The sequence below is a fragment of the Massilia sp. UYP32 genome (assembly GCF_050434365.1).
Classification (GTDB): domain Bacteria; phylum Pseudomonadota; class Gammaproteobacteria; order Burkholderiales; family Burkholderiaceae_D; genus Telluria; species Telluria timonae.
Genome location: NZ_JBNDIK010000045.1, coordinates 1 through 22,853 on the forward strand (window position 1 = coordinate 1; position 22,853 = coordinate 22,853).

Consider the following 22,853-nt stretch of genomic DNA (forward strand, 5'->3'; position numbering starts at 1 on the left):
TTGTGCGAACATTTGATATTTTAAGTATGCAGCTGAACAAGTCAGCTGGCACCTTCATCAAACGCCCACACTTATCGACTGTTAATTTTTAAAGATCAGAATTCGGTACTGCCTTGCTGCGCTTGCGAATCGTTTTGTTCGTCAGCAGCAGAGGAGTGAGATTATGCTGTATTCCTAAAACCTCGTCAACCCCTTCGTTTCGCTTCGTCGCAGTTTTCACTGTTGACTTCATCGCGCTAACCGTTTGATTTGGCTTGCGTTTTTCGGTCAGTGCCGAAGCGGAGGCGAACTATAGCAAACCAACCGCCGGGTCCGCAAGAGGGCGGGAAAGAAAGTGTGGCGACTACAACAGCCAGTCGATCGGCAACCATGACAGCGCTCTTACCGCAGCCCGCTTGAACCAACTCGTGCCGGGCTCCTTCTCATGCCGGATCACCTGGTCGCCACGCCGTTCCAGCCAGATCACCGAACCACGATCGTCGAGCTTCACTTCATAGGCGCGCGTCGGCAGGGTCCGGTCCAGCGTTTCGGTCAGGCGCGCGACCAGGGCCGGGCTGTCGATCACCATCCCCATTTCGGTATTCAGGTGAATGGAACGCTGGTCGAAGTTGAACGAGCCGACGAAGACCCGCTTCCCGTCCACGCCAAAGGTCTTGGCATGCAGGCTGGCATCCGAACTGCCGATCCCACTGCCGCTGCCGCGCTTGTCCCGCGTGGGCTCGTCGGTCGCCTCCCTGCGCAATTCATACAGTGTCACCCCCGACTCCAGCAGCGGCTTGCGCCACTTGGCATAGCCCGCGTGCACCGCCGCGACGTCGGTCGCCTCCAGTGAATTGGTCAGTATTCTGGTACGGGTGCCTTTTTTGGCCAGATCGACGAAAGCCGCGGTTCCCTCCTTGCCGGGAACGAAATACGGCGAGACGAGATCCAGGCTGCGTTGCGGCTCTCCCAGGATGTCTCTCAGCTTGAAAGCGATATTCGCCTCCGGCGCCGCCGTTCCCATGACCTTGGCCGGATCGTCGCTGACGAACCTGGCGCGCGCCCATTCCAGCGGCAAGCTCCCCTCTACCAGCTGCTCGAGGAAGGCGGAGCGCTTGATGGCTTCGATATAGGCCTGCGCCTCGGCGTCCGGTTTCAAGGCCGGTGCGGCGGCGGCGTCCGGCGCCAGCAGCACCAACGGATAAGCCGAGGGGCTGTTCCAATACAGGTCGAAATCGTCCGACACGGCGCGCACGACCGGGCCGGCGGCAATGACGTCCAGATCGGCAAACGAGATCTCGCCCGCCGCGCCGAAATATTCGTCGCCCACATTGCGTCCGCCAATGATCGTGACCTGGTTATCGGCGGTGAACGATTTATTGTGCATGCGCCGGTTCAGGCGCATGAAATCGGCGGCCATGCCGACCGCCCGCACGGCGCGGATGCCGTTCGGGTTGAACAGCCGCACCTCGATCATCGGATGGGCGTCGAGCGCGGCCAGCGATGCATCCAGCCCGGCCGTATTGTTATCGTCGAGCAGGAGTCGCACACGCACCCCGCGCTCGGCCGCAGCCCTGAGCGCGTCGAACATGAGCCTGCCGGTAGTGTCATTACGCCAAATATAGTACTGGACATCCAGGCTGCGATCGGCAGCCTGCGCCAGCACGGCGCGCGCGGCGAAGGCGTCGCGCCCGTCCGCAAGGGCGTGGATGCCGGCCAGGCCGGGATGGGCCATCGTCAGGGGCATCAACGCCTTGCCGAGACGGGTGTCGTCGGTGTCGGCGATAGCCGTGCTCGCCACCCTGCCCTCCAGCGGCGGCAGCGAGGAACAGCTCGTCAGCGCCAGGGACAGCGCCAGCAGCGCCGCCGGTACCACCAGCCACACCCTGCGCGCGCCCATCGATTACAGTCCCTCGAAATCCGGCTTGCGTTTCTCGAGGAAGGCCGACATGCCTTCTTTCTGGGCAGGCGTGCCGAAACCGGCGTGGAAATAGCGGCGCTCGTAGGCCACGCCCTGGCGCAGGGTCGTCTCATACGCCTGGTTGACGCAATCCTTGATCTGCATCGCCACCGACACCGGCATCTCGGCGATGCCCTGGGCGATCTTGATCGCCTCACTCATCACCTCGGCCGCCGGATACACCCGCGACACCAGGCCGGTGCGCTCGGCCTCGACGGCGTCGATCATGCGCGTGGTGAGCAGCATGTCCATCGCCTTCGACTTGGAAATCGCGCGCGGCAGGCGCTGGGTGCCGCCCGCGCCCGGCGTGACGCCGACCTTGATCTCGGGCTGGCCGAATTTGGCGCTGTCGGCGGCAATCAGGAAATCGCACATCATCGCCAGCTCGCAGCCGCCACCCAGGCAATAGCCCGATACCACGCCGATCACCGGCTTGCGGATGTCGAGGATGTGCTCCCAGTTGCGGCCAATATAGTTATTGCCGTAGGTTTCCTGGTAATCGTAATTGGCCATGGCGGCGATATCGGCGCCTGCCGCGAACGCCTTCTCGCTGCCGGTCAGCACGATCACATTGATCGCCGGATCCTTGTCGAACTTGCGCAGGGCGTCGCCCAGCTCGTTCATCATATTGTCGTTCAGCGCATTCATCGCCTTGGGACGATTCAGGCGCACCACGGCAACCTTGCCGTGGTTTTCGATCAACAGGTCAGCATATTCCATATCACACCCTTTATTGGTTAATCACGACTCTGCGATTCTAGCGCTTTACGTACGCGTCAAGTCGAGCGGGTTGTCGAGTCGCGAAAGATACGCTGCGGATTGGCTGGCCGACGCGGCCTTAGCGGGCAGCGTCCGATGCCACGCCCTTGGGCAGCAGCACCCACAACGAACCCTGCTGCTTCATCAGCCCCGCATTCTCCGTCGCTTCAGGCCCGAAGCCAAAGAAGAAATCGGCCCGCACCGCGCCGCGGATGGCGCCGCCCACGTCCTGCCCCATCACCAGACGCTGCAGCGGCGCGCCATCCCTGGGCATGGTGGTCGACAGCCAGACCGGCGCGCCCAGCGGCAGGATGCTGCGGTCGATCGCGAGCGAGCGGCCCGGCGTGAGCGGCACGTTCAGCGCGCCGCGCGGGCCGGCGTTCGGATCGGTCACCTTCTGCTCGGTAAAGAAGATATAACTGGCGTTCACGTTCAGCACTTCCTGGCGGCGCGCCGGATTGGCCGCCAGCCAGGCGCGGATCGACTGCGCCGATACCTGATCCGGCGTCATGATGCCCTGCTCCACGAACCAGCGCCCGATCGCTTTATATGGATGGCCATTCTGGTCGGCATAGCCGACGCGCACCGTGTCGCCGCCATCGAGCTGCACGCGGCCCGAGCCCTGCACCTCGAGGAAGAAAGCCTCCACCGGATCGTTCACCCACAACAGTTCCCTGCCCTTCAGCGGCGCGCGGTCGATCTCGGCGCGACTGTAATAGGGCACCAGCGTCTTGCCGGACAGCCGCCCGCGCAGGCGCCGGTTCTGCAGGTCGGGATAAATGCCGCCCAGGTCGACCGTGACCAGGTCGTCCGGCACCCGGTACAGCGGAGTCTGGTAAGCGCCGCCGCGCTTGCGCGAGCCGTACAGCATCGCCTCATAGTAGCCGGTGATCATGCCGGTGTCGCTGCCGTCCGGATTGCGCACCCGGTTGGGCACGAAATACGTCTCGAAGAAGCGGCGCACCGCCGCCGCATCGCCGGCGTCGACCGAGCGCGCCGCGGCGCATGGCGTCTTCCACTCGGCCGCGCGCGTGGCCAGCACGCTGCACGACTGCTGGAAGGCCGGCCAGGCCTGGCGCACGTCGTCCTGCTGCCAGCCGGGCAGCGCCTCGAAACTCACCGGGGTGAGAGGCGGCGTCGGTGCCGGAGGCGGCTCGGGCGCGGGCGCCGGCTGTTCGGTGGGCGGCGTCGGCGGCACCACCACCGGCCCCACCGGCGGCGGCATCGTGATGGGCGGCTGCTCCGGCTGCGGCGTGGTCGAGCAGGCGCTCAGCAGGCAGACGAAGGCGATCAGGGAAGGTACACTGCGGCGTGTCGTATACATAACAGGCATGGAGACGAATATGTGGATCCTGATGGTGGAAGCCGGCGTGGCGCTGTTCCTGCTCGTATTTATCGTCTGGTGGACCATGTTCGCCGGCCGCAAGGACGTCGACCGCAAGGACGTCGACAGCAGGGTCGACGAACGCGACGACACCCGGCCCTGATCAGTGCAGCGAGCGCGGCGGCGACAGCACGAATTCGGGGATCGGGGTCTCGAAGCGGTGGCCATCCTCGGCCACGCAGAAGTACTCGCCGCGCATCGAACCCTGGGCGGTGCCGAGCTGGGTGCCGCTGGTGTACTCGAACTGTTCGCCCGGCTGCAGCAGCGGCTGGTGACCGACCACGCCCAGCCCGCGTACTTCCTGCATCTGGTTGTTGGCGTCAAGGATCACCCAATGGCGTGAGATGAGCTGGGCCGCGATGCTGCCGGTGTTCTTGATCGTGATGGCGTAGCTGAACACGAACTGGTTCCGGTCAGGGTCGGACTGCTCCGGCAGGTATTGCGTTCTGACGGTGACAGTGAAATCGTAGGCGGGCATCGGGTTTCCTTGGATGATCATTAACAAGGCCGCTGCGCTCTCTACGCGGCGGCCAGCGCGCCGTGTGGCGCAAACAGCAACAATGATACCGCCTGCGGCCCGATCCCGGCGCTGCAAGCGGGAAGAACGGGCCGCAAGCCGCCACCCCGGCGCTTGAGCGGCGTAGAATAGCGGCTTCTTGTTCAACCCCGCCCCATCGTCCCATGACCACCTACCGCATCGCCCCCAGCATCCTGTCCGCCGATTTCGCCCGCCTGGGCGAGGAAGTGCGCAACGTCGTCGCCGCCGGCGCCGACATCATCCACTTCGACGTGATGGACAACCACTACGTCCCGAACCTGACCATCGGCCCGCTGGTGTGCCAGGCGATCCGCCCCCATGTGGACGTGCCGATCGACGTGCACCTGATGGTCAAGCCGGTGGACCGCATCATCCCCGATTTCGCCAAGGCCGGCGCCAACATCATCACCTTCCACCCCGAGGCGTCGGAACACATCGACCGCACCCTGCAGCTGATCCGCGACCACGGCTGCAAGGCCGGCCTGGTGTTCAACCCGGCCACGCCGATGCACTACCTTGAACACGTGATGGACAAGATCGACATGATCCTGATCATGTCGGTCAACCCGGGCTTCGGCGGCCAGTCCTTCATCCCCGAAGCGCTGAAGAAGATCGCGATCGCGCGCCGCATGATCGATGAATCGGGCCGCGACATCATGCTGGAAGTCGATGGCGGCATCAAGGCCGAGAACATCGCCGCCGCCGCCGCCGCCGGCGCCGACACCTTCGTCGCCGGCTCGGCCATCTTCGGCAAGCCGGACTACAAGGCAGTGATCGACGCCATGCGCGCCGAACTGGCCACGGTAGGTAAATAATGCGGGCCGGCGCAGCAGCCATCCGGGCCGCCATCGTCGACCTCGACGGCACCATGCTCGACACGGTGCCCGACTTCGAGGCGGCCCTGAACGGCATGCGCCTAGACCTGGGCCTGGGCCCCATCACCCAGGCCGTCATCAAGCCGCTGGTCGGCAAGGGTTCCGAAAAGCTGGTGCGCGATGCGCTCCTGCTCGACTGGGACGCGGCGCGCGTGGAAGCGGTGTACGAAGAAGCGATCGCCGGCTACCAGCGTCACTACCTCGCCATCAATGGCGACCGCAGCACGCTGTTCGACGGCGTGCTCGAGGGCCTGCAGGCCATGCGCGACCTCGGCCTGCGCCTGGTGTGCGTGACCAACAAGCCCGTCGCTTTTACCCTGCCCCTGCTCGAGCAGAAAGGCCTGGCGCCCTACTTCGAGCAGGTGTTCGGCGGCGATTCGTTCGCGAAGAAGAAACCCGACCCGATGCCGATGCTTGGCGCCTGCGCCGCGCTCGACCTGCCGCCGGGCCAGGTGGTGGCGATCGGCGACTCGTCCAACGATGCCGAAAGCGCCCGTGGCGCGGGGTGCTTCGTGCTGACCGTCCCATATGGTTATAACCACGGACGCCCTGTACAAGAAATTCAATCCGATGGTATAGTTGATTCGCTTCTCGAAGCAGCGGCCCTGATCGCCGCACACAACCGCACTGCAAACTAAGTCATCTATACATGTTTTTCACCAAAAAACACACTGTCAACCAGACCGGCGCCCTCGAGGCCTGGCTGTGGCGACGCTGGCAATCCTGGGCTAACTAAGCCGTACCGATTGCTGCCGGCGCTTGTATCCGCGATAGTGTCCGCGATACCAACCCGGCAGGTTTTTTGAAGCACACCACCGCCCCACCTTGCCGGGCGGTCCGGAGAAAACATGACCGAACTCGAATTCAAATCGCTGGCCAACCAGGGCTATAACCGCATTCCATTGATCGCGGAAGCCTTCGCCGACCTCGAAACCCCGCTCACGCTCTACCTCAAGCTGGCCCAGTCGCAGCACACCGGCAAGAACACCTTCCTGCTGGAGTCGGTGGTGGGCGGCGAGCGCTTCGGCCGCTATTCCTTCATCGGCCTGCCGGCCCACACGCTGCTGCGCACCACCGGCAATCTCACCGAGATCGTCAAGAACGGCGAAGTAATCGAAACGCACGAGGGCAATCCGCTCGACTTCATCGAGCAGTATCAGGCGCGCTTCAAGGTGGCGCTGCGTCCCGGCCTGCCGCGCTTCTGCGGCGGCCTGGCCGGCTACTTCGGCTACGACACGGTGCGCCACATCGAGCGCAAGCTGGCCGACACCTGCCCGCGCGACGAACTGGGCCTGCCGGACATCCAGCTGATGGTCACCGAAGAGCTGGCCGTGATCGACAACCTGTCGGGCAAGCTGTACCTGATCGTGTACGCCGACCCGAGCCAGCCAGAGAGTTACTCGCGCGGCCGCCAGCGCCTGAAAGACCTGCGCATGATGCTGCGCCGGAGCGTCGACGCGCCGGTCACCTCGAGCTCGGTGCGGACCACCGAAGTGCGCGACTTCAGCAAAGAGGATTACCTCAAGGCCGTCGCGAAAGCCCACGAATACGTGATGGCCGGCGACCTGATGCAGGTGCAGATCGGCCAGCGCATCCGCAAGCCGTATGTCGATTCGCCGCTGTCGCTGTACCGCTCGCTGCGCTCGCTGAATCCGTCGCCGTACATGTACTACTACAACTTCGGCGACATGCAGATCGTCGGCGCCTCGCCCGAGATCCTGGTGCGCAACGAGCTGTCGCCGGAAGGCGGCCGCAAGGTCACCCTGCGCCCGATCGCCGGCACCCGGGGCCGCGGCGCGACGCCCGAGCAGGATGCGGCGCTGGCCGAAGAGCTGCTCAACGATCCAAAGGAAGTCGCCGAGCACGTGATGCTGATCGACCTGGCGCGCAACGACATCGGCCGCATCGCCGACACCGGCAGCGTCAAGGTCACCGACCGCATGGTCATCGAAAAATACTCGCACGTGCAGCACATCGTTTCCAACGTCGAAGGCAAGCTGAAAGACGGCATGTCGAACCTCGACGTGCTGCGCGCCACCTTCCCGGCCGGCACGCTCACCGGCGCGCCGAAGGTGCGGGCGATGGAAGTGATCGATGAGCTAGAACCCGTGAAGCGCGGCATCTACGGCGGCGCTTGCGGTTACCTGAGCTTCGGCGGCGAGATGGACGTGGCGATTGCGATCCGCACCGGCGTGATCAAGGACGGCAACCTGTACGTGCAGGCCGCGGCCGGCATCGTGGCCGATTCGATCCCCGAGATGGAATGGCAAGAGACCGAAAAGAAGGCGCGCGCCGTGCTGCGCGCCGCCGAGCAAGTGCAAGATGGCCTGGATGGGGAGTTCTGACATGCTGCTAATGATCGACAACTACGACTCGTTCACCTTCAACATCGTGCAGTACTTCGGCGAGCTGGGCGAGACTGTCCGCACCGTGCGCAACGACGAGATCACGCTCGAGCAGATCGCGGCAATGAAGCCGGACCGCATCTGCATCTCGCCGGGCCCGAAGGCGCCGAAGGATGCCGGCATCTCGCTCGACATCCTGCGCGAATTCAAGGGCAAGCTGCCGATCCTGGGCGTGTGCCTGGGCCACCAGGCGATCGGCGAAGCCTTCGGCGGCAAGGTGATCCGCGCCAAGCAGGTCATGCACGGCAAGACCTCGAGCATCGCCCACATCGGCGAAGGCGTGTTCACCGACCTGCCCAGCCCCTTTACCGTCATCCGCTACCACTCGCTGGCGATCGAACGTTCCTCGCTGCCGTCCTGCCTCGAAGTGACGGCATGGACCGACGACGGCGAGATCATGGGCGTGCGCCACAAGGACTACGACATCGAGGGCGTGCAGTTCCACCCCGAATCGATCCTGTCCGAGCACGGTCACGCCCTGTTCAAGAACTTCCTGACGCGCTGATGCGTCCATGCGTGAGCGCCACTTTCGCGGCGCCACGCCCTCATTACGTCTAGACGAACTGGAACCATCATGCCGATCACCCCACAAGAAGCGCTGCTGCGCTGTATCGAACACCGCGAGATCTTCCACGACGAGATGCTGCATCTGTTCCGCCAGATCATGGCCGGCGAGATGTCGCCGACCATGGTCGCGGCCCTGACCATGGGCCTGCGGGTCAAGAAGGAAACCATCGGCGAGATCACCGCCGCCGCCCAGGTGATGCGCGAGTTCTCGACCAAGGTGCCGATGGCCGACACCACCCACCTGCTCGACATCGTCGGCACCGGCGGCGACGGCGCCAACACCTTCAATATCTCGAGCGCCTCGATGTTCGTGGCCGCCGCCGCCGGCGCGCGCGTGGCCAAGCATGGCGGGCGCAGCGTCTCGTCCTCGTCGGGCAGCGCCGACGTGATCGAGGCCTTCGGCGCCCACATCGACCTGAAGCCCGAGCAGATCGCCCAGTCGATCGCCCAGACCGGCATCGGCTTCATGTTCGCCCCCAACCACCACGCGGCGATGAAGCACGTGGCGCCGGTGCGGCGCGAGCTGGGCGTTCGCAGCATCTTCAACATCCTCGGGCCGCTGACCAATCCGGCCGGCGCGCCCAACATCCTGATGGGCGTGTTCCATCCCGACCTGGTGGGCATCCAGGTGCGCGTGCTGCAGCGCCTCGGCGCCGAGCATGCGGTGGTGGTCTGGGGCCGCGACAATATGGACGAGGTCTCGCTCGGCGCCGGCACCCTGGTCGGCGAACTGGTGAACGGCGATATCCGCGAATACGAGATCCACCCGGAAGACTTCGGCCTCTCGATGATCTCGAGCCGCAACCTCAAGGTGAACAATGCCGAAGAGTCGAAGGCGCGCGTGCTGGAAGCGCTGCGCGGCGAGCCGGGTCCGGCGCACGACATCGTGGCCCTGAATGCCGGCACCGCGCTGTACGCGGCCGGCGTGACCGGCTCGATCGAAGCCGGCCTGCAGAAGGCGCGCGAAGCGATCGCTTCCGGCGCGGCCATCGCCAAGCTGGAGCAGTTCGTCCAGGTCACGCGCCAGCTCGGCGCGGTCAACTAAATCCACCTGCGAGTACATCGATGTCCGACATCCTCAACAAGATCCTGGCCGTGAAGGCTGACGAAGTGGCCGCCGCGCGCAAGGTGCGCGACCTGGCCAGCCTGCGCAGCGAGGCCGAAGGCGATCGCGAAGCGCGCGCCGCCATCCGCGGTTTCGAAGCCAGCCTGCGCGCGAAGATCGCGGCGGGCCAGGCCGGCGTGATCGCCGAAGTCAAGAAAGCCTCGCCGTCGAAAGGCGTGCTGCGTCCCGACTTCCAGCCGGCCGCGATCGCGCAAAGCTATGCCGAACATGGCGCGGCCTGCCTGTCGGTGCTGACCGACGTCCAGTTCTTCCAGGGCTCGTTTGAGTACCTGAAGCAGGCGCGCGCCGCCTGCGCGCTGCCGGTGCTGCGCAAGGACTTCATGGTCGACCACTACCAGGTCTATGAAGCGCGCGCGATGGGCGCCGATGCGATCCTGTTGATCGTGGCGGCGCTCGACCACGGCCTGATGGCCGAACTCGAAGCCTGCGCCATGGACCTCGGCATGGACGTGCTGGTCGAAGTGCACGACGGCGAGGAGCTCGATGCCGCGCTCAAGCTCAAGACGCCGCTGCTGGGCATCAACAACCGCAACCTGCGCACCTTCGACGTCACCCTCGACACCACGCTCGGCCTGCTGCCGCGCATCCCGAAGGACCGCCTGGTGGTGACCGAGTCGGGCATCCTGGGCGCCGGCGACGTGCAGCGCATGCGCGAAGCCGACGTCCACGCCTTCCTGGTCGGCGAAGCCTTCATGCGTGCGGAAAATCCTGGCCAGGAACTGCAGCGCCTGTTTGCCTAGCCGTTAATGGCAGAGGAACTCCGGATGCACGGATGGGTCGAATGGTTACGCCAATACCGGCGCAACCTGCGACTGTCCTGCATCCGCCATGAAGACTCCTCATCGCAGCACGCTGTTCCTCGTTCTTGCATCGATCGTGCTCGCGGCCCTGGCGGCCTGCAGCACCTCGACACAGGCGCCAGCCCCACCGCCCCAGGCTGAAGCGGTCACGATTGCGCTGACACCCATCCCCGCCCCACCCCCAACGCGCACGCTCGACGCCTATAAAGCCGACGTCGCGCGCCACGTCATGCAGCGCAATCCAGAAAGAGTGTTCGAGGGAGAATTGCCGCCCATGCTGCCGGCGGTGGTGGTGCTGAACATCACGGTCGACCGCGCCGGCCAGCTCCTTGAGGTCCAGGTGCAGCGCTCGCGCGACCAGGGCGCCTCCGAGGTCGCGCTGGCCTCGCTGCGCCGCAGCGGTCCGCTGCCGCCACCCGATGGCCTCGGGCCGGCGCATGCCGACCTGATGACGTTTTCCGAGACCTTCCTGTTTGGCGAGCGTTACCGCTTCCAGCTGCGCACGCTGGCGGGGCCGCAGCGCGCAGGTTTATAAAAGTTAGTGAGGATGGCAGGATGCCGGCGCTGGATGGGCGGCGTCCTGTGCGCGGGCGCCGCAACGCTTGCAATGACGGCGGTTGCGCAGGTGCGCATACAGCAGCATGAAGCCGCTGATGACGGCGAATACCGCTTCGGCGGTTTCGCCGAACAGCGGGCTGACGACGAACACGGCGCCCAAAAAGATCGCCAGGCCGGCGCAGCCGACCAGCAAGGTGGTCTTGTCGCGGTGCTTCAGGTAGCCGGGCACCAGCGCCAGCAAGACCGGCAAGGTGATCGCCGCGATCAGCGTGTCGTGGAAGGTGTCATGCACGTGGGCCAGCCCGAGCATCGGAAACGCCAGGATCACGAGCGGCATCGCCATGCAGTGCAGCAGGCACAGGATCGATGCCGCCATGCCGGCGACATCGCCGTATTTGATCAGGGATTTCATGAACCCTTGTTCCTTTCTTTAGAACCGGGCCGCCAGAAGCGTCCGCGGCGCCGGTGGATTGGGTCCGGTCAGAACAGCACGCGCAGGCCGGCCGTCAGGTTACGACCGGTCAGCGGTGCATAGTCCTTGATGAACGAGGTGTGGCTATAGGCCAGGCGGTCGGTCACATTGTTCAGGCGCAGGTACAGCTGCGCCGGCAGGTTGCCGATGCGGGTCGAATAGTGCGTGCTGAGATTCAGCGTGGTGTAGCCGGGCGTCTCGGTCTCGAAATCGGCGATCCTGTCCTGCTTGCCCACGCGGACCAGCTCGGCCAGGCCGTTCCAGGCGCCCCAGTCGCCTTCGAGCTTGACGCCGATGCGGTGCGCCGGCGTGCGCGGGATGTCGCGGCTGCCCGGGCCTTCGTCGAAGCGGGCGCGCACGTAGTCGCCGAACAGGGTGGTCTTCCACACCGACGACAGGTTGTGCGCGACTTCGCCTTCCAGGCCGGTGAAGGTGGCGTCACGCTGGGCGTAGTTGATCAGTTGCAGGCCTTCGAACTCGCCGCGCGTCTGCGAATAGATGTAGTCGCCGATGCGGTTGTGGAAAGCACTGAGCGCAAAGGTCGTGCGGCCGGCGAACTTGCGCAGGGTCAGGTCGAGGTTGTTCGACGTTTCCTTGACCAGGTTCGGGTTGCCGATCTCATAGGTATTGGTCGCCAGGTGCGGGCCGTCCGCGAACAATTCCTCGGCGGTCGGCAGGCGGTGCGTGTGCGACAGCGAGGTGCCCAGCGAGTATTCCGGCGCGAACTTCCAGACCGCACCGACCGACAGCGAGGTGCCGCGCGTGTGGCTGTCGGGCTTGTCCACCTCGGCTTCGACGTCCTGCCATTCGTGGCGCACGGCGGCCTCGAAACGCACATTGCCCAGCTTGTATTCCTCGGTCAGGAAGGCCGCATGCTTCTTCGTCAGGGTCGGCGGCACATAGGCCTCGGCGCCGATGGCCGAGAAATCGCGGCGCGTGGTCTGCAGGCCGAACACGCCATGCCAGCCTTTCACCGGCGCATGCACGAATTCCAGGCGGCCGTCGTGGCCCTTGTTCTTGAAGGTGGTGGCGACCGCGCTGCCCTCGACCTCGTCGTGGATGTAGTCGGTGAACGAGGCGCGCAGCCGCACGCGCTCGACGCCGGCGACCGGATTGCGGTATTCGCCGCGCACGTCCCAGCGTTCGCTATCGAGATCCACCACCGGCGCCTCGATCTCGCCCGCCTCGTTCTCGAAGCCGTGGCCCGGCAGGCCATATTCGCCGCGCTCCTTGGTGAAGGCGGCGCCCAGGTAGCCATCCTTGCCGACCCAGGACAGGCCGACGGTGCCGGTCTCGGTTTCCTTGTAGCTACCCGGGACGCGGCGCCCGCCTTCCCAGTCCTTGCCGACGCGGTAGTCGTCGGCATCGCGCTTGACGCCTTCCACGTGCAGGGCGACGTTGCTGCCCGCCGCCGTGGTGAGTTCGACCGCGCCGGTCTTTTCGCGCGCCGCCGAATTGGCGCGCACCTCAAGGCTGCCTTCCAGGCCGTTCGCCGGCATCGCGGTCGGCACCTTGCGGTCGATGATGTTCACTACGCCGCCCACGGCGCCGCCGCCATAGGCCAGGGCCGACGGACCGCGCAGCACTTCGATGCGCTCGGCCAGGACAGGTTCAAAAGCGACGGCGTGGTCGGGGCTGATGGTGGACGCATCCTGGATTTCGGAACCGTCGGACAGGATCTTCACGCGCGGGCCGTCCATGCCGCGAATGATCGGACGGCTGGCGCCGGCGCCGAAGTGGCTCGAGGTAATGCCCGGCATGCTCGACAAGGTTTCGCCCAGGGTCGACTGGCGGGTGCGCACCAGCTCATTGCCGCCGATCGACGTCACCGGCGTGACCATGTCGTCGCTGGCCACGCCGAGTCCGCTGGCGGATACGACGACGGTCGCCGGGACGGCGGTCGATTGCGCGTGGGCAGTGGCGGCCAGCGGGCCGCCAAGGGCCAGTACGCAAGCCAGTGCGAGCGGCGTGCGCTTGCCGGTGAAGTCAGTCATGGGAATCCTTGGTCGTCGAAATGCGCCATGGTGGCAGTGATGCACCATAAGCGAAATCTAATGATAACTCATTATCGTTAAGGATTCAACGCAGCGCAGCAATTGCGCGCGGCAAAAAAAACCGGCGCAGGGCGAACCTCGCCCTGCGCCGGCCGGTATGTCTTGACGCGATGCGTCAGAAGATGACGCGAATGCCCGCCGTCAGGTTACGCCCGGTGAGTGGCGCCGCGTTCTTGATGAACGAGGTGTGGCTGTAGGCCAGTTCGTCGGTCAGGTTGTTCAGGCGCGCATAAAACTGGGTCGGCACGCCGCCAATGCGGGTCGCGTAGTGGGCGCCGACGTTGAGCATATTGTAGCCGGCGGTCTCGGTCTCGTACTCGGCCAGCTTGTCCTGCTTGCCCACGCGGTAGAACTCGACCATGCCATGCCACTGATTCCAGTCGCCGTCGAACTTGACGCCGAGGCGCGAGGCCGGGATGCGCGGCAGGTTGCGGCTGCCCTCGCCCTCGTCGAAACGGGCGCGCACGTAGTCGCCGAACACGGTCGCGCTGATCGATGGAGTCAGCTTCTGGCGGATCTCGCCTTCCAGGCCGGTGAAGGTGGCGTCGCGCTGGGCGTATTCCACCAGTTGGAAGCCTTCGTGGTTGTCCAGCGTGTGCGCGTAGATGTAGTTGTCGACGCGGTTGTGGAAGGCGCTCACCGAGAAGGTGGTGTCGCCTTCGAACTTGCGCAGGGTGAGGTCGACGTTGTTCGAGGTTTCCTTTTCCAGATCCTGGTTGCCGATTTCATAGGTGGCGGTGGCCAGGTGCACGCCGTCGGCATACAGTTCTTCGGCGGTCGGCAGGCGGTGACTGCGCGACAGCGAGGCGCGCAGCGAGTATTGCGGCGCCAGCTTCCACACGGCGCCGACCGAGGCCGAGGTGCCGCGCGCGTCGGTGTCGCGCAGATCGGGCGCATCGACCTCGATGTCCTGCCATTCGTGGCGCAGGCCGGCCTCGAAGCGCCAGTTATCGAGCTTGTATTCCTCGGTCAGGAAGGCGGCGTGCTTCTTGGTGAGGGTCGGCGGCACATAGGCTTCCTCGCCGACGGCCGAGAAGTCGCGACGCGTCGTCTGCAGGCCGAACACGCCGCGCCAGCCGGCCAGCGGCGCGTGCACCGCCTCCAGGCGGACGTCGTGGCCCTTGTTGCGGAACGAGGTCGAGACGACGTTCTCTTCCAGCTCGTCGTGGACGTAGTCGGTCAACGAGGCGCGCATGCGCACGCGCTCGATGCCGGCCACCGGGTTGCGGTACTCGCCGCGGACGTCCCAGCGCTCGCTGTCGAGTTTCACGACCGGCACGCCGTGCTCGTGCTCATGCTCGTGGTCGTGGCCTTCCTCGCCGTGTTCGTCATGGTCGTGGCCCTCTTCTTCTTCGTGGCCGCCGCAGTGAAGGTGCGAGCCATGCGGGTGGCAGCCCTCGAACTCATGGTTGTGGCCCGGGATGCCGTATTCGGTGCGTTCCTTGGTGAAGGCGGCGCCGAGATAGCCGTTCTTGCCGATCCACGACAGGCCGACGGTGCCGGTCTCGGTCTCCTTGTAGCTGCCCAGGACGTGGCGGCCTTCGCTCCAGTCCTTGCCGACGCGGTAATCGTCGGCGTCGCGCTTGACGCCTTCCAGGTGCAGGGCCAGGTTGCTGCCGGCGGCGGTCGTGAATTCGAAGGCGCCGGTCTTTTCGCGCGCCGCCGAATTGGCGCGCACTTCGGCACTGCCTTCCAGGCCCTTCTCGGGCATCGCGGTCGGAATCTTGCGGTCGAGGATGTTCACCACGCCGCCCACCGCGCCGCCGCCATAGGCCAGGGCCGACGGGCCGCGCAGCACTTCGATGCGCTCGGCCAGGACCGGTTCGAAAGCGACGGCGTGGTCGGGGCTGATGGTCGAGGCGTCCTGGATCTCGGCGCCGTCGGACAGGATCTTCACGCGCGGACCGTCCATGCCGCGGATCACCGGACGGCTGGCGCCGGCGCCGAAGTGGCTCGAGGTGATGCCGGGCTGGTGGGCCAGGGTCTCGCCCAGGGTCGACTCGCGGGCGCGCACCAGTTCACCGCCACCGAGCGAGGTCACCGGGGTGATCATGTCGTCGTCCACCACGCCCAGGGCGCTGGCGGAAACGACCACGGTCGGCACGCTGTCCGGATCCGACGCCGTGCGGCTGGTCGTCTGGGCCTGGACGGCCAGGGGCGCGCCGAAGGCCAGCATCAGCGCCAGGGTCAGCGGTGTGCGCTTGCAAGTGAAATGGGACATGGTGTTTCCTCGAAAGAAATGGAGCGGCAGATGAAGATGAGGCCGATAACGATAATCCGTTATCATTAAGAATGAAATGATAAGGCATTATCATTAAGCATTCAACCGCTTTTTGGCCCCGCCTTTTGATCAAGGTATGCGCTTTGAGGTATCCTTCGCCCCATGCAACGTAATACACGTCAAAAAACCGCCATCCTGCATGCGATCGAGCATGCGCAGCGCCCGCTATCGCCACAAGAGATCCTGGACGAAGCCAGCCGCCAGGTCAGCCAGCTGGGCATGGCGACCGTGTACCGCAACCTGAAGTCGCTGGTGGACGACGGCGCGCTCAAGGTCGTCACCCTGCCGGGCGAAGGCGCGCGCTACGAATCGACCAGCGCCGCCGAGCACCATCATCACCATTTCCAGTGCACCGTCTGCCAGCGCGTGTTCGACGTGCACGCCTGCCCCGGCGACATCGAGCACATGGCGCCGAAGGGCTTCAGCGTCGAAAGCCACGAGCTGACGCTATACGGGCGCTGCGCCGACTGCCTCAAGTCCTGATCCAGAAATAAAAACGGCCGGCGCGCAAGCGACCGGCCGTTTTCACATGGCTTGGCTGTTTATTTTCCGAGCACGTTCAGCACGGCCAGGGTCATCGCCTGGGCGCCGGTCTTGATCGACGGTTCCGGCACCGGCGCGTAGAACGGCGAGTGGTTGAAGGCGATCGGCTTGCCGCCCTCGCGCTCCGCCTCGGCCACCACCTTCGGGTCGTACACGCCGGTGAAGAAGAACATCGACGGCACGCCTTCGTTGGCGTACAGCGAGAAGTCTTCGCTGGCGGTCATGGCCGGCATGCGCTTGGCCTTGTCCGCGCCGAAGGCTTCCTTGAACACCACCTCGGTCTTGTTCACCAGTTCGGTGCTGTTGACGATGGCCTGGCCGCCGCCGCCGATCAGCATGTCGGGCTTCGGCGCGCCGGCCATCGCGGCCGAACCCTCGGCCACGCGGCGCACGCCTTCGAGCAGCTTGGCGCGCACAGCCGGACTGTACGAGCGGATGGTGCCGCGCACCTGCACGCTGTCCGGGATGATGTTGCCGACCGTGCCGCCCTGGATCGAACCGACCGTCACCACGCCGAATTCCTTCGGATCCTTCTCGCGGCTGACCACGGTCTGGACGTCGACCACGAAACGCGCCGCAATCGCCACCGGGTCGATGGTCTTGTCGGGCGCCGAGCCGTGGCCGCCGCGGCCTTTGAAGGTGATCTCGAGCCAGTCCGAGTTGGACGACACCGGGCCGTCGTTGAAGCCCACGGTGCCATGGGCCAGCGGCCACGAATGCAGGGCGAAGGCGTAGTCCGGCTTCGGGAAGCGCTTGAACAGGCCGTCGTCCAGCATGGCCTTGGCGCCGGCGACGATTTCCTCGGCCGGCTGGCCGATGAAGACCAGGGTGCCCTTCCACTGCGATTTCAGTTCGACCAGGGTGCGCGCCGTGCCCAGCCAGCTGGCCATGTGGACGTCGTGGCCGCAGCTGTGCATCACGAAGGTGTCGCGGCCTTCGCTGGTGGCGCGGGCGCGGCTCGCGTACGGCAGGCCGGTGCGCTCTTCCATCGGCAGGCCGTCCATGTCGGTGCGCACCAGGACCGTCGGGCCGGCGCCATTCTTGAGCACCGCGACGATGCCGGTCTTGCCGACCTTCTCGGTGACGGTGAAGCCGAGCTTGCGCATCTCGGCCGCCAGCTTGCCGGCGGTGCGCACTTCCTGGAAGGCGATCTCGGGATGGGCGTGCAGGTCTTTATAAATCCCGTCGAGCCACGGATACATGGCGTCGACCTTGGCGACGACGTCGTTCTTGAGCGGGGCGGCCTGCTGGGCCTGGGCGAGGTTTGAGGACAGTGCGAGTGCGGCGGAAACCGCGGCGGCGGCGGCGAGTCGGGTGAAGGTCATGGGATGCTTGTCGTTATGGTGAATTCGTGAAAATCAGATTGCGCTCGGCCGCTTGATCGCCGCCGACTTGCGCCCGGCCACGGCCTGGGCCAGGCTGATGCCCGGCACGCGGTCGCCCTGCAGGGTGACGTCGAAGGCCATCAGCTCGTCGCGGCGGAAGGCGTGCACGGTGACGCGGTCGCCGACGCGGTAGCGCGCCAGCAGCGCGTCGACGTTGGGGGCGGCGCCGTTCACGCGCAGGCCGTCGATCGCGATCACGACGTCCAGCGCCGACAGGCCGGCCTGGTGCGCGGCGCCGCCCTCGTGCACCTGGGTGAGCTTGGCGCCGAGCGGATCGCGGCCGATGCCGGCGTCCAGCGAGGCCTTGCCGCCCTTGCGCTCGTCGACCAGCTTCACGCCCAGCGGCGCGTACAGCTTGGCCAGCGGCAGGTCTTCGGTCCCGCGCACGTAGCGCTCGAACATGTTCTTGAGTTTGAGGCCGCTTATCTCGTCGAACAGCGCTTCGACTTCCTGTTCCGTCACCCCGCGGCCGGCGCCGTTGTAGAAGTCGCGCCCATAGCGCTCCCACAGCGCCAGCATGATGTCGTCCAGCGATTTCGCGCCGCCGGTCTTGGCGCGGATGGTCAGGTCGAAGGCCAGCGCGATCAGCGAACCCTTGGTGTAGTAGCTGATGATCGCGTTCGGCGAATTCTCGTCCTGGCGGTAGTACTTGCTCCAGGCGTCGAAGCTCGAATCGGCCACGCTCTGCTTGAGGCGCCCGCTGCCGCGCAGCACGCCGCCGATGGTCTTGGCCTGCAGCTTGAAATACGTGGCTTCGCCGATGATCCCGGCGCGCACCAGCATCAGGTCGTCGTAGTAGCTGGTGAAGCCTTCGAACAGCCACAGGAGCGGCGTGTAGTTCTCGGCCTGCAGGTCGTAAGGGGCGAAGGCGGCCGGCTTGATGCGCTTGACATTCCAGGTGTGGAAATACTCGTGACTGCACAGGCCCAGGAAGCGCAGATAGCCTTCGCCCGGCTCGGCCGCCTTCGGCGTGGCCAGGCTCGGCAAGTCGGCGCGCGCGCAGATCAGGGCGGTCGAGGCGCGGTGTTCGAGGCCGCCGTAGCCATCGCCCACGGCCATGGTCATGAACACGTAGCGCTCGAGCGGCGCGCGCTTCGTCTTCGGCTCGAAGAACGCGATCTGGGTCTCGCAGATCGCCTTCAGGTCGGCCTGCAGGCGCGCCATGTCGAGGTTGGGCACGCGGCCGGTGATCACGATGTCGTGCGGGATGCCATGGGCCTTGAAGGTGGCCAGCTCGAAGTCGCCCATCTCGACCGGATGGTCGATCAGTTCGTCGTAGTTGGCGCAGGCGTAAACGCCGAAGCCGTAGCGCTTGGCGCCTGCTTCGGGCATCGCGGTGGCCACGCGCCAGGCCTTGGCGGCCGGATCGGCGGGGCGCTGGATGTCGACCTGGTGGACCAGCGACTCCTGTCCGAGCACGCGCAGGAACACGCTGGTGCCGTTGAAGAAGCCGTGGGTCTGGTCGAGATGGGCGGCGCGCACCGACAGGTCCCAGGCATACACCTCGTAGTGCAGGGTCAGGGGGCCGGTGGTGGGCGCGGCGCGCCAGGAGTGTTTATCGAGCTTGGTGAGCGCGAGCGGCTGGCCGCCGCTGTCGGCGCGGATGCGCACGATATTGCGCGCGAATTCGCGGATCATGTAGCTGCCCGGGATCCAGGCCGGCAGCGCGAACGTCTGGCCGTCGGGATCGGGATTGGCGACCGTGACGGTGACGTTGAACAGGTGACCGGCCAGGTCCTTGGGAACGATGGTGTAGTGAATGGCGTTCTGCTTTTTCTGCGATGGCTTTTTCATGATCTTCTTGAATGGTCTCTCGGGACGCGCCGAATGGACATAGTGTAATCCATCGGGCGCAGCCAAACGCGCGCCATGCGAGGCGGATGGGCGGCGCGCGGGCTAGGCCGGCAGGTCGGAGGGGGAGTCGATGTCGCGCAGGATGCCGGAATCAAGCACGTCGATCGCGGCGACCGGGCTGCCGGCAAGCAGGCGCCGCGCGCCCTGGTCGCCGTCCAGCGCCAGCAGGTCGTCGCGGTGCCGGGCGCCGAAGGCGACCGGATTGCCGCGCCGCCCCCCGAACAGGGGCGCGGCGATGGCGGCGCCCTCCTCGATCGCGGCGGCCAGCGCCTGCAGGGTGGATGGGGCGACAAAGGGCATGTCGCCCAGCGCCACCAGCCAGCCCTGGCCGGGAGCATCGAGGGAATGACGGATCGCATGCGCCAGCGACAGGCCCATGCCGCCGTCGGCATCCGGGCACACCGTCACCTCGCAGCCGAGCTGGCGCAACACGTCCCCCACGCCGCCGTCATCCGGCGGCGCCACCGCCACCACGCGCGGGAACACGGCCAGCAGCGTGCGCGCGCTGGCGGCGACCACCAGTTCGCCGCCGGGCAGGCGCTGCAGCAGCTTGTTGCGCTGGCCGGCCGGGTCGAAGCGGCGGCCCCGTCCCGCGGCCAGCAGGATGCCGGTCAGCGCCATGGCTTCACGCCTCCAATGCCGCGGCGGCATCCTTGATCGCCGCGCGGATCCGCTGATAGGTGCCGCAGCGGCACAGATTGCCGCTCATGGCGTTGTCGATGTCGGCGTCCAGCGGACGCCGGTTGGCGCGCAGCAGCGCGACGGCGCTCATCACCTGGCCGCTCTGGCAGTAGCCGCATTGCGGCACGTCGTGGCGCACCCAGGCGTCCTGGACCGCCTTGCCGACCGGATCGTCCTGCATCGCTTCGATGGTGGTGATCGCCTGGCCCGCGACCGCCGCGATCGGGGTGATGCAGGCGCGGATCGGGGCGCCGTCCAGGTGCACGGTGCAGGCGCCGCACAGGGCCGCGCCGCAGCCGAACTTGGTGCCGGTCAGGTTCAGGTTGTCGCGCAGCGCCCACAGCACGGGCGTGGCGGGGTCGGCGTCGACTTGCAGGTCTCTGCCGTTGATGTTCAAGGTCAGCATGAACGCTCCTGGACGACAACCATGGCCGGCGGCTGCCTTATTTCGCCGGCTTCGCTTCCAGCGAATCGAACTTGGCTTCGAGCGACTTCAGGTCGATCGCGCCCGGGATGCGGGTGCCGTCGCTGAAGAAGATGGCCGGCGTGCCGGTGATGCGCAGCTTCTGGCCGAGCGCCAGCACCTTGTCGTTCGGCGATTCGCAGGCCGCCGGCGCCGCCGGCGGCACCTTGCCGTTGATCATCCAGTCATCCCAGGCCTTGTTGCGGTTCGGCGCGCACCAGATGTTCTTCGACTTCGTGAACGAATCCTGGGACAGGATGTTGTACATGAAGGTGTAGATGGTGACGTTGTCGATCTCGGCGAGCGTCGTCTGGCGCAGGCGCTTGCAGTAGCCGCAGTTCGGGTCCTCGAACACCGCGATCACGCGCTTGCCGTTGCCCTTGACCTGCTTGAGCGCCATCTCGAGCGGCAGGTCGCTGAACTTGATCTTGTTGATGTCGTCGATGCGTTCGCGCGTCAGGTTGCGCGAACTCTTGACGTCATACACCTGGCCGATCACGAGGAACTCGCCCTTCTTGTCGGTATACAGGATGTCGCCCGCGACCCGTACCTCGTACAGGCCGCCATACGGGGTCTCCTTGACCGACTCGATCTTGGCGCCGCCCAGGTGCGGTTCGAGCGCCTTCTTGATGTTTGCCTCGACCGTGTTCTGCGCATCGACGCACGATGCGAGCAGCGCCGTCGCCAGCAGGACGGCGAGCTTCATTTTGACCATGCTTGGTTCCTCAGATTGATGACTTGCCCATCGCATGCGCCATCAGGCGCCGCTTCAAAGCAGGCATTTTATCAAGCAAGTTGAGTCCAAGATTGCGCATGACGCGTACCGGCTCCAGATTGGCCCCGAACAGGCGCTCCAGGCCATCGGTCGCCAGTTGCATCATGACCACGTCTTCCTTGCGCTTGCGGGCATAGCGCGCCAGCACCCGTTCGTCGCCGATGGCGCGCCGCTCCTCGCGCTCGCGCACGGCGGCGAGCAGGTCGACCACGTCGCCGAACCCCAGGTTCATGCCATGCCCGGCCAGCGGGTGCACGGCGTGGGCGGCGTCGCCCACCAGCGCCACGCGCGGCGCCACGATCGCATGCGGCTTGACCAGCGCCAGCGGCACCGCCGCCACGGCCTCGGGTTGCAGCGGACGCAGGGCGCCCAGCTTGTCGTCGGCGTACTCGCCGAGCCGGATCGCCAGTTCGCCCAGCGACTCGTCCATCAGGGTGTCGGCCAGGGTCTCGGGCGCCGACCACACCAGCGAGACGCGGTTGCCCGGCAGCGGCAGCAAGGCGATGATGCCGTCGGCGCAGGTGAACCACTGATGGGCCACGCCATGGTGCGGCTTGTCGCAGGCGAAGTTGGTGACGATGGCGCGCTGGTGGTACATGCGGTAGTCGACGCCGATGTCGCACTGCCCGCGGACCCAGGATTCGCGGCCGTCGGCCCCGACCAGCAGCGCGCATTCGATGCGGCGGCCGTCTTCCAGGCGCAGCGCGGCGCCCTCGTCGCTGCAGGTGAGCTCGCAGGCCCGGCCTTCGATGCGCTGCACGTTGTGGGCGAACTTGAGCGCGGCATCCAGCGCCCCGTTCAGGTTATGGTCTTCGACGATCCAGGCCAGGGTGCCGACCCGGGCCCCGAAGGCGTCGAAACCGAGGTTGCCGCCGTTGTCGCCATCGCCATGCACGTCCATGGCGTCGACCGCGGCGACCCGCGCCAGGTCGAGGGCGCCCCAGACCTTGAGCGAAGCCAGCAGGTCGTGGGCCGTATGGTTGAGCGCATAGACACGCACGTCCCATGGACGTTCCGCGGCCGAAGCCGATGCTGACGACGGCGCCTCGGCCCCGGGACGCGCGGGCGGAGACAGCAGGGTCACGCGATGCCCGGCCTGGGCAAAGCCGAGGGCGGTGGTCTTGGCGATGGCGCCATTGCCGACGATGCAAACATCGGTCCGGGTGGTGGAGGTCGTGGGCGTGGTCATGGTGCTCATTATAGCGATATGCCAACCCCGCACCTCGCCGGCGTCGCCATGCCTGGACGGCGGCGCCGGGACCGATCTGCCGCCTGACACAGATAAAGCGTTCGAGAGCACTGTCAACGCTAAATAGAAATGTCCCCTGTTGCGCAAAGTAGAAATGTCCCTCTTGCCAATTTGATCACGGATTGGTGACAGGGGCCAGATGCGA

The 22,853-nt window shown here is 65.9% G+C and carries 22 protein-coding genes; 9 read left to right on the forward strand and 13 right to left on the reverse strand.

Translation table 11 applies throughout. The annotated features are described in order from the left end of the window. Positions 1-343 precede the first annotated feature (343 nt). From ABIB42_RS25265 to mltA, 3 genes are all read right to left on the reverse strand, one after another. A complete protein-coding gene (locus ABIB42_RS25265; protein ID WP_005671461.1) occupies positions 344-1,879 on the reverse strand; it encodes a phospholipase D family protein in 1,536 nt (511 codons plus the stop codon). 3 nt (positions 1,880-1,882) lie between these two features. Further along, positions 1,883-2,659, reverse strand: coding sequence for an enoyl-CoA hydratase (locus ABIB42_RS25270; protein ID WP_005671463.1), 777 nt, complete (start codon positions 2,657-2,659; stop codon positions 1,883-1,885). Between the two features lie 118 nt (positions 2,660-2,777). Continuing rightward, positions 2,778-4,022: a murein transglycosylase A gene (gene mltA, locus ABIB42_RS25275; RefSeq protein WP_005671465.1), complete on the reverse strand. Its 1,245-nt coding sequence runs from the start codon at positions 4,020-4,022 to the stop codon at positions 2,778-2,780. Positions 4,023-4,041: 19 nt separating this feature from the next. Between mltA and ABIB42_RS25280 the strand changes: the two genes are divergently transcribed. After that, positions 4,042-4,185 (forward strand): hypothetical protein, encoded by a 144-nt coding sequence (locus tag ABIB42_RS25280; RefSeq protein WP_429249187.1) that lies wholly within the window; start codon positions 4,042-4,044, stop codon positions 4,183-4,185. On the opposite strand, the gene apaG is transcribed toward ABIB42_RS25280, so the two are convergent. Then, positions 4,186-4,560 carry a Co2+/Mg2+ efflux protein ApaG gene (gene apaG, locus ABIB42_RS25285; RefSeq protein ID WP_005671467.1) on the reverse strand — a complete coding sequence of 125 codons (375 nt, stop codon included), beginning with the start codon at positions 4,558-4,560 and terminating at the stop codon, positions 4,186-4,188. 203 nt (positions 4,561-4,763) lie between these two features. Between apaG and rpe the strand changes: the two genes are divergently transcribed. The 7 genes from rpe (at position 4,764) to ABIB42_RS25320 (ending at position 10,928) form a co-directional block, all read left to right on the forward strand. After that, positions 4,764-5,435 carry a ribulose-phosphate 3-epimerase gene (rpe, locus tag ABIB42_RS25290; protein WP_005671468.1) on the forward strand — a complete coding sequence of 224 codons (672 nt, stop codon included), beginning with the start codon at positions 4,764-4,766 and terminating at the stop codon, positions 5,433-5,435. Further along, on the forward strand, positions 5,435-6,133 hold the full coding sequence (gene gph, locus ABIB42_RS25295) for a phosphoglycolate phosphatase (protein WP_005671469.1): 699 nt from the start codon (positions 5,435-5,437) through the stop codon (positions 6,131-6,133). Before rpe ends, gph begins: the two co-directional genes overlap by 1 nt. Before the next feature lie 210 nt (positions 6,134-6,343). Then, entirely contained in the window at positions 6,344-7,840 is a 1,497-nt protein-coding gene (gene trpE, locus ABIB42_RS25300; protein ID WP_005671470.1) for an anthranilate synthase component I, read from the forward strand. A 1-nt stretch (position 7,841) separates the two neighbouring features. Further along, positions 7,842-8,405, forward strand: coding sequence for an anthranilate synthase component II (locus ABIB42_RS25305; RefSeq protein ID WP_005671471.1), 564 nt, complete (start codon positions 7,842-7,844; stop codon positions 8,403-8,405). 69 nt (positions 8,406-8,474) lie between these two features. Further along, positions 8,475-9,512 carry an anthranilate phosphoribosyltransferase gene (trpD, locus tag ABIB42_RS25310; protein ID WP_219862460.1) on the forward strand — a complete coding sequence of 346 codons (1,038 nt, stop codon included), beginning with the start codon at positions 8,475-8,477 and terminating at the stop codon, positions 9,510-9,512. A gap of 20 nt (positions 9,513-9,532) precedes the next feature. Then, complete coding sequence (gene trpC, locus ABIB42_RS25315) at positions 9,533-10,333, forward strand: indole-3-glycerol phosphate synthase TrpC (RefSeq protein WP_219862458.1); 801 nt, start codon at positions 9,533-9,535, stop codon at positions 10,331-10,333. An 88-nt stretch (positions 10,334-10,421) separates the two neighbouring features. Continuing rightward, a complete protein-coding gene (locus ABIB42_RS25320; RefSeq protein WP_005671474.1) occupies positions 10,422-10,928 on the forward strand; it encodes a TonB C-terminal domain-containing protein in 507 nt (168 codons plus the stop codon). 3 nt (positions 10,929-10,931) lie between these two features. Here the strand turns inward: ABIB42_RS25320 and ABIB42_RS25325 are convergent, their stop codons facing one another. From ABIB42_RS25325 to ABIB42_RS25335, 3 genes are all read right to left on the reverse strand, one after another. Continuing rightward, positions 10,932-11,363 carry a MerC domain-containing protein gene (locus tag ABIB42_RS25325; protein WP_071360506.1) on the reverse strand — a complete coding sequence of 144 codons (432 nt, stop codon included), beginning with the start codon at positions 11,361-11,363 and terminating at the stop codon, positions 10,932-10,934. A 68-nt stretch (positions 11,364-11,431) separates the two neighbouring features. Further along, entirely contained in the window at positions 11,432-13,417 is a 1,986-nt protein-coding gene (locus tag ABIB42_RS25330; protein ID WP_429249188.1) for a TonB-dependent receptor, read from the reverse strand. Positions 13,418-13,592: 175 nt separating this feature from the next. After that, on the reverse strand, positions 13,593-15,698 hold the full coding sequence (locus tag ABIB42_RS25335) for a TonB-dependent receptor domain-containing protein (RefSeq protein ID WP_071360508.1): 2,106 nt from the start codon (positions 15,696-15,698) through the stop codon (positions 13,593-13,595). A 162-nt stretch (positions 15,699-15,860) separates the two neighbouring features. Between ABIB42_RS25335 and ABIB42_RS25340 the strand changes: the two genes are divergently transcribed. Continuing rightward, positions 15,861-16,241 (forward strand): Fur family transcriptional regulator, encoded by a 381-nt coding sequence (locus ABIB42_RS25340; protein ID WP_005671481.1) that lies wholly within the window; start codon positions 15,861-15,863, stop codon positions 16,239-16,241. Between the two features lie 59 nt (positions 16,242-16,300). On the opposite strand, the gene ABIB42_RS25345 is transcribed toward ABIB42_RS25340, so the two are convergent. The 6 genes from ABIB42_RS25345 to ABIB42_RS25370 all read right to left on the reverse strand — a co-directional run bounded on the left by ABIB42_RS25345 (position 16,301) and on the right by ABIB42_RS25370 (position 22,648). Next, positions 16,301-17,626 (reverse strand): amidohydrolase, encoded by a 1,326-nt coding sequence (locus ABIB42_RS25345; protein WP_273029676.1) that lies wholly within the window; start codon positions 17,624-17,626, stop codon positions 16,301-16,303. Positions 17,627-17,659: 33 nt separating this feature from the next. Beyond that, positions 17,660-19,480 (reverse strand): M61 family metallopeptidase, encoded by a 1,821-nt coding sequence (locus tag ABIB42_RS25350; RefSeq protein ID WP_219862451.1) that lies wholly within the window; start codon positions 19,478-19,480, stop codon positions 17,660-17,662. A gap of 102 nt (positions 19,481-19,582) precedes the next feature. After that, a complete protein-coding gene (locus ABIB42_RS25355; protein ID WP_219862449.1) occupies positions 19,583-20,161 on the reverse strand; it encodes a nucleotidyltransferase family protein in 579 nt (192 codons plus the stop codon). Between the two features lie 4 nt (positions 20,162-20,165). Then, a complete protein-coding gene (locus tag ABIB42_RS25360) occupies positions 20,166-20,627 on the reverse strand; it encodes a (2Fe-2S)-binding protein (RefSeq protein ID WP_005671489.1) in 462 nt (153 codons plus the stop codon). A 37-nt stretch (positions 20,628-20,664) separates the two neighbouring features. Continuing rightward, positions 20,665-21,399 carry a DsbC family protein gene (locus tag ABIB42_RS25365; RefSeq protein WP_005671491.1) on the reverse strand — a complete coding sequence of 245 codons (735 nt, stop codon included), beginning with the start codon at positions 21,397-21,399 and terminating at the stop codon, positions 20,665-20,667. A 10-nt stretch (positions 21,400-21,409) separates the two neighbouring features. Then, entirely contained in the window at positions 21,410-22,648 is a 1,239-nt protein-coding gene (locus tag ABIB42_RS25370; protein WP_071360514.1) for an FAD-dependent monooxygenase, read from the reverse strand. Positions 22,649-22,853: the final 205 nt, after the last annotated feature.